Consider the following 10,272-nt stretch of genomic DNA (forward strand, 5'->3'; position numbering starts at 1 on the left):
AGAAGAAGAGAATTTTAAGGTCATAGCCCATAATTTGGAATTAATCTTATGAAAAGGGAAGCAATTAAAAACTTAACTGCTCTTGAAGCAGAAAGTGAACTAGAATGGTTAGCAAAAGAAATTGCCCGTCATGATGTTCTTTATAACACGAATGATCAGCCTGAAATTTCTGATGCAGAATATGATGCACTTCGTCGCCGTAATGCAGAAATTGAAGCCCTTTTTCCTGAGCTCATTCGTTCAGATTCTCCTTCCTATAAAATTGGAGCACCAGTTTCTGAAAAGTTTGAAAAATCTGTTCATGCACAGCCAATGCTTTCGCTAGATAATGCATTTAGCGCTGAAGATGTTTGTGAATTTGTTGAGCGTATTCGTCGTTTTTTACGACTGCCAGCAACACAGATCTTGGAAATAACGGCTGAGCCGAAGATTGATGGTTTATCGTTGTCTTTGCGCTATGAAAAAGGAAAACTTGTGCGTGCTGCAACGCGTGGAGATGGATATGTCGGTGAAAATGTTACAGTGAATGCACGAACAATTGCTGATATTCCAAAAGTTTTGCAGGGCGAATTTCCTGATATTCTTGAGGTTCGTGGTGAAGTTTATATGGGACAGAAGGATTTCCAAGCACTTAATAGCAGTCAACAAGAAAAAGGCAAATTAACTTTTGCTAACCCTAGAAATGCAGCAGCTGGTTCGCTTCGTCAGCTTGATTCACGGATAACTGCTAGTCGAAAGCTTCAATTTTTTGCTTATGCTTGTGGTGAAGTGAGTGAAATGTTTGCAGAAAGCCAAATGGAGATGATGAAAAAGTTAAAAGACTATGGCTTTGTTATCAACCCATTGACGAAAGTTTTTAAAACAGTAGAAGAAATGATTTCCTATTATCATGATATCGAAGAATGCCGTCATTCGTTAAGCTATGATATAGATGGGATTGTTTATAAGGTTAATAATTTAATGCTCCAGACACGTTTGGGGTTTGTTTCTCGTTCACCACGTTGGGCAATTGCGCATAAATTTCCAGCAGAAAAAGCTATGGCGCTTTTAGAAGCTATTGATATTCAAGTCGGTCGTACTGGAGCACTAACTCCTGTTGCACGCCTTGCTCCTATTACTGTTGGTGGTGTAGTGGTTACCAATGCAAGCTTGCATAATGAGGATTATATTAAGGGAATTGGTCATAAGGGCGAGCCAATTCGTGAAGGGCGTGATATCCGTGTAGGCGATACGGTGATTGTGCAGCGTGCTGGTGATGTAATTCCTCAGATTATTGATATTGTTGTTGAAAAGCGCCCAAAAGACGCTTCTGCTTTTGTTTTTCCGCATCTGTGTCCAGCTTGTGGGAGCCATGCTGTTCGTGAGGAGGGTGAAGCTGTACGTCGATGTACAGGTGGGCTTATTTGTCCAGCACAAGCCATTGAGCGTATTCGTCATTTTGTTTCACGGAATGCTTTTGATATTGAGGGACTTGGGAAAAAACAGGTGGAGTTCTTTTTTCGTGTTCAAGATGAGACGCTTTGTATTCATACACCAGCCGATATTTTTACTTTACAACGGCGACAAGAAAAATCTTTGACGCGTTTAGAAAATATGGAAGGTTTTGGCATTGTTTCAGTCCGTAAACTGTATGATGCCATTAATGCACGCCGCGAAATTCCTTTAAGTCGTTTTCTCTTTGCATTAGGAATTCGTCATGTGGGAGAGGTTAATGCGCGGCGTCTTGCACGTGCTTATCAAAATTATACAGCGTTTGAAACTGCTGTGATGGCTGCTAAGATGCCATGTAATAAGGAAAATGAAAAGGGCAATGAGGCTTGGATGGAGCTTACTAATATCGAAGGAATTGGACCACAGGTAGCGAGTGCTATTATTGATTTTTATCAAGAAGCGCATAACCATGAGGTTCTATCGGTCTTACTTAAGGAAGTCACACCTCTTGATGAGGAACCTATTATGACAGATTCTTCACCTGTAGCAGGGAAGATCATTGTTTTTACAGGAACTTTAGCACATATGTCACGTGATGAAGCAAAAGCATTGGCAGAACGATTGGGTGCTAAGACCTCCAGTTCACTTTCTAAAAAAACCGATCTTCTTGTTGTTGGAGCTGGAGCAGGATCGAAGTTAGCCAAAGCGCAAGAGTTAGGTGTCGAGGCTATCGATGAAGAGGCTTGGCTGCAATTGATTGAGGGATATTATGTTTAGGGAAGAGAGTCTTCAAATCAAAGAGGATAAATTCATCAGCATTTATTATATGTCATCAGATAGGATTTCTCTTTATCCTTCAGGACGGTGATGGAATAAGAAAAATACGGGATATAACCATCTGGAGGACGAAGAAGGGCGTCACAAAATAAACGCCACCCTTTGCAAGAGTGCATTATCTTGTTCCGTTTAGGTTAGCGTTTGTCAGCTTAGCACAAAATTTGAAGCATCTTATAAAATATTTTTTGTATTTTTGATGGGAGAGAGAGATCCCTTTCTTAAAAGGAGGAGATAAGGTGTTCGTTTTGTAAGAAGAGTTAAGAGATGTCCGTGTGACTTCACTTAAAGGGGTTTTGTTGCTTCTTTGGCCCATTCTTTATCTTCTTTATTTAAGTAAGGTGCATTAACTTGATAAACATGTGCATGGTAATCATTGAGCCATTTTTTCTCTTGTAATGTCAAAAGTTCTGGGAGGATTAAGCGCTGGTCAATGGGACAATTTGTGAGTGTTTCAAACGAGAGCATTTCTATATCTCCACCGTTAATTTTTTGTGCTGGTTTCACAATGAGCAGATTTTCAATACGAATACCAAAGGCACCTTCACGATAATATCCAGGTTCATTAGAAACAATCATTCCGGGAATCAATTCTTGGGATCCATTGCGGGAAATATTTTGTGGCCCTTCATGAACAGAGAGATAAGATCCAACACCATGACCAGTGCCATGGGCGTAATCAAACCCAGCGTTCCACAATGCAATGCGTGCTAGAGCATCAAGGTCTTGACCACGTGTTCCTTTTGGAAAGTGAGCAGTTGAAAGAGCAATCATACCTTTGAGAACAAGAGTAAAACAGCGTTTTTCTTCTTCTCCGATATTCCCTATTGCTACTGTGCGCGTGACGTCTGTTGTACCATCACGGTATTGTCCACCTGAATCAATAAGATAAAGTTCACCAGCATTGAGCTGTTTATTTGTTTTTGTCGTTACACGATAATGAACAATGGCGCCATTTGCACCTGCTGCTGAGATTGTATCAAAAGAAAGATCTTCAAGTTTTGCACCCATTTCCTTTGCTGTCATTATACGCAATTCTTCTAATTTTTGAGCAGTAGAAATTTCATTTATTGTGCCTGGTGTTTGTTTATCTAACCAAGAAAAAAAACGAATAAGGGCTACACCATCGCGCAGGTGTGCTTTACGCGCGCCGTTCAGTTCTATGCTGTTTTTAATGGCACGTGGTAAAGCAACAGGGTCAGTAAGGCTAATAAAAGAGCTTCCTTGTTGTTCAATAATGGTGCGGAATTTTTCGCATGTTAATTGGGGATCTAGGGCAAAAATTGTTCCTTTTTGAACATAATCTTTTATCTCTGCAATAAGTTGTTCTGGTTCATATAATTTTGCATAGCGTTCCAGATATTGTTTTTGTTCTATACCTAATTTTTTGCTGTTAAGAAATAAGGTCGGTGTTTCTTTGATGGGAATGAGGGCAAAACCAAGGGTGAAAGGTGTGTTGGAAACATCATTACCACGGATATTGAAAGTCCATGCAATAGAGGAGGGGTCTGTGAAAATAAAAGCATCTGCATGAGCTTGCTTGATCTTTTGATGAATTAAGGTCAGTTTTTCATCAGTCTTGCATCCTGCATATTTGAGAGGATGAATCAATAAGGCAGATTGCGGTAAGGGTGGTTGATCATGCCAGATAAGATCAATAGGATTTTGTTGAATTGCTACAAGTCTTCCACCTACTTTCATTTCTAATGTTTTTTTTAATATATCTACAGCGGAGATAGTGTGAAGCCATGGATCAAAGCCAAGTGAAAGCTTTTGCCCATTTTCTTCAAGCCATTGTGAGGGGGGGCAAGTCACAAGGTCTTCATAATCAAAAATATCAGGATCAGTTTGTTGGCGAACTTGGAGCTTATAGCGTCCATCTGTGAATATAATAGCTTTGTTTTTTAAAATGAGTGCAATACCTGATGAGCCCGTAAAGCCAGTGAGCCAACTAAGACGTTGAGCATGGGGGGGGACATATTCTCCTTGATGTTCATCAGTACGTGGGACAAGAAAGCCATCTAGCTTGAGGCGTTCGAGTTCTTTACGAAGACAGGAAATACGTGTCGCAGCATGAGTGAGATTTGTTGTCTCCTCAAAAGTTTGATACATAACAACGTCCTTTTTGTTTATTTCAGATGTATAGTAACCCATCCATGACGGTGGTATGTTTCAATATGTTTTAGCCCCTGCTTTACATAAGCTTCCAAAACAGTGGCGTGTTGTTCTTCAAGAATTCCAGAGAGTATCAGTGATCCGCCTTTTTGGAGTGCTTGTACCATTTCTTGAGCAATTTCAATGAGTGGATTGGCAAGGATATTGGCAACAATAAGATCAAAGGGTGCACGTGATGCAATTTTATCGTGGGAAAAACCTGTCGCTGTGACAGTTGTAATATGTTCTTTTACGCCATTGAGTTCGATGTTGTGTTGTGCAACTTGAATAGCAGTTGGATCAATATCAGATGCAAGGATGCAAACAGGTTTGAGCTTTGCAATTGCGATGGCAAGGATACCGCTACCGGTACCAAGATCAAGGACATTTTTAGGACTTTCCTTTTGCATTACCTTGGCAATCATTTCTAAACAGCCGGCTGTTGTCCCATGATGTCCGGTACCAAAAGCTTGACTAGCTTCAATTTCAATAGGAAAAACATTGGGAGGGATATTATTTCTGTTATGGCTTCCATGTAAAAAAAAAGGACCAGCATGGACAGGTGTTAGTCCTTCAAGGCTTTGCTGAACCCAGTCAATATTGGGTAAAATCTCATAGTTAATTTTATCAGGATCTATAGAGAGAATGTTCGCAAAACATTTGGAAACATCTTCTTGGCTTTCTTTATTGACATAAAGTGAAAGCTCATACACAGCATTTTTTTCATCTATCTCTGTCAGAGCAAGAGGATAACCTTCTTCATCAAAGGCTGTTTCCATAAGAGTATAAAACTTCTCTGCTTCATTTTTGGAAGTCGTATAATACAGACGAATTTGCTGCGCCATTTTGTTCTTTCTTTTAATTGACTTTTTTAGTTTGAGACGAGCTTTTTTAGTTGTTCAACGGCGATATTGTCTTTTATTTCAGGATCGATCTCTTTTGTTTCATAAGGAATGACACCAGCTAGCTTTCCGCCTTTTTTTAGTAAAAAAATTGCTGCTGTGTGGTTATAAGTATAGTTTCCATCTGTTCCCGGTACTTTTTCAGCAACGATATTAAAAGAATCTACCATTTTATGAACTTTTTCAGGCTCTCCACTAATCCCAATAATTTTGTTGGTAAAGTTACTGAGATAATCATGGAGAACTTCCGGTGTATCACGTTCAGGGTCAACTGTAACAAACCATATTCCTAATTTCTCAGCTTGTGGTCCAAGAGCTGTCAACCATCGATCAAGATTGATGAGTGTGGTAGGACAACTTTCAGGACACATAGTGAAGCCGAAAAAAATTATTGAAGGCTTGCTTCTAATATCCTTTTCTGTGATCGTTTTCCCATTGGAATCAATGAGTGTGAAATTATCACCCAGAGGTTTATTTCTTAACGTATCATAAATAAAAATTCCTACAAGAAATATGATCGTTAGCCCCAAGATGCGCATTACATTTTTCATAACTTGACTCTCTAAAATAGATTGAAAAATTGTAACATTGGCTGGTTAACTTTGCAATCTCTGTTTCATGGTTGATTTTGTTTCCCTAGTCGGTATGTTGTTTAGGGAAATATTTATAGAAAAAAATTGGTGAAAGATGGATGGATAGTAAGAAAGATCTTCGATTCCATGACAGTGAGCCTCGTCTTCATACGAAGGCGCGTTACAAATAAAAATACAATATAATCAGTATATTAAGTGCATTTATTTTATTTGAATCCTCTTTAGAATCCACACTTTTATGCATGATTCAATTGACCATTTTTTACAAACAATAGCCATCTATAAACAGAGCATAAAAAGTAAATCATGATGCCAATGTTATAACGCATGAGAGCATTCAAATGAAATGCAAAGCAGTTATCATTCATAACATCTCATAAATTGTACAAGACGTTTTTATCACATAATCGCAATTGTTAAAACGCAATTGAATATGAGAGCTTGTTTAAATGCAAATATTTGAAACATTCTTTAAGAGGTTAATCCAAATTTGGATTGTATAATTTCAGTCACCTCAAAAATGAGGTCACCTTTTTTCATAAGTAGAGAGAAGTTGAGAGATAACATCATTAAACGCAGATGTTTAAAAGAGAGCTTTACAGCTGTTTTTTGTTTTATGAGAGATTGCTTTCAAAACCAATGCTTGCTTTTGATTGACTTGATATAACTTTACAAAGCGTTTTGAGAAGGTGCTTTCTTTCAAATTAACCGCTTTAAAAATGAGGGCACTGTTATGAATAGGTTTTAAACCATCACAGAGCTCATAGGTTTTTTTCATTCAATGTAATGATTTAAAAAAAGCGTTTTCATAATCATTCCTTATATTATTTTGGATAAGTTTTTATAAAGAGACTAGAGAGCTTGCAATATAATACGTTTTGTATATAGCCACTTGTTATTAATTTCTTTTATGTTAGTTCCTTAATATATTCATTCATAAAGCCGCGTCTAAATTGGCACGGCTTTCTTTTTTGCACTCTTGTCTCTTAAGATGGGATTTAGAATAGAAAGCCCCCCGCATTTGTTCTTTATTCTTCAGTATCAACAATCTCAATAAGAATATCGCTCTTATTAACCTCCTTATTTTTTGGAACTACCCTGATCTTACTTTGTCGATTGAGTTTTGCACGCTCACAAACACGACCAAAGACTTCTATTGTATAAGAAACCTGAGATTTTCCATAAACAGAACCATAAATTTTTGCACAGCCACTCACTTTTGCATAGTCATAAACCTTGCCGTAAATTTGCGCACGGCTGTTTACAACAGCATGCCCATAAACATGCGCAGTGCTAAAAAGACAAGCAGAGCCTAACACCCTAGCGTTGCCATAAAGCCTTGCATATTCAAAAAGACAACCATTATGAGAAAGATGCGCCTTGCCATAGACATGGGCATCAATCGAAACGCGGCTATTGCCATAAACACGAGCCTTGCCATAAATAAAGCCCGCCACATACGCATTGTCATAAACAAATGCATCATCATAAATTTTTGCATATTGAGAAACGAACACTTTATCATGAACCTGAGCATTGCCATAGACACACCCACGAACTTTTGCATAGCCACGTATTTTTGCATTGTCATAAACACGGGCATTGTTATAAACCCATGCATCATCATAAACCCAGCAGTTACCATCATGAGAGAGGTTGCATTCCTTTTCGATAAAGCCGCCTAATTGACCAGCCTTAACATCAGAAAAGTCTTTTAAAGCACGAATGCGATAAAGCGTTGTCATTCTTTGTGTGGTTTTATCTTTCAGTTGTTTTGTTTCATTTGTTAATTTGTATTTTTTAGACATCATAAGACCCCTCACAATCTCTCTTGTGAAAAAAGTTGCATGGAAAATGTTAGAAAGAGGGAGCACCCCCGCGGCGCTCTAAATGTTTAAAAAGGCTTTATTACGCAGCCAGATGATTTTTATTTCATTATTGGAAAGCAATTCGATATAAGATCTTGTTTCAATATCATCACGTGTCTTTTCTAGAATCATAACAATGCCGTGAAGATTTTCATTTTCATAAACATGGGCATGATTTACAACACGGGCATGATCATAAATTTTTGCATTGCCATAGACATGGGCATGATCATAAATGATCGATTTCCCAAAAACGATTGCATTGCCATAAACATAACCAGCGATAATAGAGTTATTATAGACCCTAGCATTTTGAGACACATGACCTGAGTTTAAAACTAGAGCATTACCATAAACCCAGCAATTACCATCATGAGAGAGATTGCTTTCATTTTCGATAAAACCACCCAATTGACCAGCCTTGACATCAGAAAAGCTTTTTAAAGCACGAATGCGATAAAGTATGTGATTACCAAAGAGACGCATTTCATTTGTTAATTCATATTTTTTAGTTACAACTGTACTAATCATGAGAAAACCCAATCTAAATATCTACTAAATTTTAAATGAAAGAATTTGGAAAGCAGGCGCCCCCGCAACGCCTGTTATTTACGTTGCTTTATTTATGGTTTTGTTATTTTACCAAGATCTTCATAAATTTTTTGATTGCCATTAACCACGGCATTGCCTGAAATTTTTATTAAATAACAAATATATGCGTTATCATCAATGCAAGCATCATCATAAACACGAGCAGACCGATCAATACGAGCAGAACCTGAGATTTTTGCATTATCATAAATTTTTGCGTCATAAAGGATATTGGCTTTATTACAAACCATGGCATTGCCATAAACTTGACCACGCACTATAGCATTGCCATAAACACAAGCATTTCTATTAATAAGGGCATTGCCATATATTTTTGCATTTTCATACACACGGGCATCATGAGAGACGGTAGCATTATCATAAACCCAGCAATGACCATCATGAGAGAGGTTGCTTTCATTTTCGATAAAGCCGCCGAGTTGACCAGCCTTTACATCAGAAAAATCTCTTAAAGCACGAATGCGGTGTAAAGTAATTCCATCACGAATGCAGCTTTCATTTGTTAATTCATATTTTTTTGTTATAGGTAAATCAAGACAAGCATTGTCACAAGGTTTAGATGCACAGGAGAGCTTTGTATTGCCTTCAATACGTGTATACCAACTCACAAAGGCGTTCCCATAAACTTTTGCTTTATCTCTTATAACAGCCTTATCACATACAGCAGCATTCTCAAAAACACGGGCATATTTGTAAACAAAGGCATTACCATAAACCAAGGCATTATCAGAAATTTTTGCATTGTCATAAATACTTGCGAAATCAAAAACCTTTGCATTGTCACAGACCGTTGCATTATCGAAAATACTAGCATAATTGAAAATTTTCGCATTATCAGAAACATGGGCATTATTATACACACATGCCTCGTTACCAACCCAGCAATTGCCATCATGAGAGAGGTTATCTTCAGTTTCAATAAAGCCACCTAATTGACCAGCCTTTACATCATCAAAGTCTCTTAAAGCACGAATGCGATAAAGGGTACTATTAGCACATACACGGGTTTCATTAGTAAGTTCATATTTTTTGAATACAATTTTAGATACATTTATAGTGGTCATAGGTAAGTTCCCAATCTAAATAATGGATTAAATTTTAATGAAATGTTCTTAAGAAGGGGCGCCCCCGCCGCGCCCGCGCGTCTATTTACGCAGCCTCACTTGCATCTTCAGAATTGCAATCATATTGGCAATCATCATCATAACCATAATCATCATAATATTCGTGACGATAATAATCATCTTCACTACCAAATTCTGGATATGCCTCGTCCCAAATATGATCATCAGCAGTTAAAGAGGCGGCACTATGTACATAAGAATTTCCTGAGATAAGAGCCCCACAAACCACGGCATCATCAAAGACACGGGATTCATCACAAATGTGAGCAGCGCCACTTATTTTTGCATTGCCACCGACATGGGCATCATCACAAATGACCGCATCATCAGAAATATGGGCATACCCAGTTACAGAGGCGTTATCATAAATTTTTGCATTGCCTTTTATTGTATGACCTTCAAAAATAGCATTTCCATAAATTTTTGCCTTGCCATAAACGTCTACAAAATAACCTTTAATTTTTGCATTACCAAAGACACGAGCATTTTCAAAGACACGAGCATGATCATAAACCCAGCAATCTCCTTTATGGGATAGGTTGTTTTCCTTTTCGATATACCCTCCGAGATCCCCTTTTTTTACATCACCAAAATCTTTTAAAGCACGTATACGGTACAATAAGTGACCATCTATGCATTGCATATCATATGTGAATTCATATTTTTTGGATGATGTTTGTTTATTAACAGTAGCTTTCATGGCTAGTGTCTCCTAGTTGTAAAGTTTGTTATTGACACCTAAAAGGCGCCGGGC

General features: G+C 37.9%; 8 protein-coding genes. 1 reads left to right on the forward strand and 7 read right to left on the reverse strand.

Annotated elements, in window-relative coordinates; translation table 11 throughout:
* The first annotated feature begins 48 nt into the window (after positions 1-48).
* The gene (gene ligA, locus AC0QT1_RS05275) at positions 49-2,208 is read left to right on the forward strand and encodes an NAD-dependent DNA ligase LigA (protein ID WP_473201788.1); all 2,160 of its coding nucleotides are present in this window, start codon (positions 49-51) and stop codon (positions 2,206-2,208) included.
* Between the two features lie 342 nt (positions 2,209-2,550).
* On the opposite strand, the gene AC0QT1_RS05280 is transcribed toward ligA, so the two are convergent.
* From AC0QT1_RS05280 to AC0QT1_RS05310, 7 genes are all read right to left on the reverse strand, one after another.
* Positions 2,551-4,377, reverse strand: a complete 1,827-nt coding sequence (locus AC0QT1_RS05280) for an aminopeptidase P family protein (RefSeq protein WP_473201789.1) — start codon at positions 4,375-4,377, stop codon at positions 2,551-2,553.
* Between the two features lie 17 nt (positions 4,378-4,394).
* Positions 4,395-5,264: a 50S ribosomal protein L11 methyltransferase gene (locus AC0QT1_RS05285; protein ID WP_473200273.1), complete on the reverse strand. Its 870-nt coding sequence runs from the start codon at positions 5,262-5,264 to the stop codon at positions 4,395-4,397.
* 26 nt (positions 5,265-5,290) lie between these two features.
* Entirely contained in the window at positions 5,291-5,872 is a 582-nt protein-coding gene (locus AC0QT1_RS05290; RefSeq protein WP_473201790.1) for an SCO family protein, read from the reverse strand.
* A gap of 1,070 nt (positions 5,873-6,942) precedes the next feature.
* Positions 6,943-7,722, reverse strand: a complete 780-nt coding sequence (locus tag AC0QT1_RS05295) for a hypothetical protein (RefSeq protein WP_473201791.1) — start codon at positions 7,720-7,722, stop codon at positions 6,943-6,945.
* A 78-nt stretch (positions 7,723-7,800) separates the two neighbouring features.
* Positions 7,801-8,313, reverse strand: coding sequence for a hypothetical protein (locus AC0QT1_RS05300; RefSeq protein ID WP_473201792.1), 513 nt, complete (start codon positions 8,311-8,313; stop codon positions 7,801-7,803).
* A 92-nt stretch (positions 8,314-8,405) separates the two neighbouring features.
* Entirely contained in the window at positions 8,406-9,458 is a 1,053-nt protein-coding gene (locus AC0QT1_RS05305) for an LbetaH domain-containing protein (protein WP_473201793.1), read from the reverse strand.
* Positions 9,459-9,543: 85 nt separating this feature from the next.
* On the reverse strand, positions 9,544-10,218 hold the full coding sequence (locus AC0QT1_RS05310; RefSeq protein WP_473201794.1) for a hypothetical protein: 675 nt from the start codon (positions 10,216-10,218) through the stop codon (positions 9,544-9,546).
* Between the last annotated feature and the right edge of the window lie 54 nt (positions 10,219-10,272).

The sequence above is a fragment of the Bartonella sp. P12B genome (genome assembly GCF_055796185.1).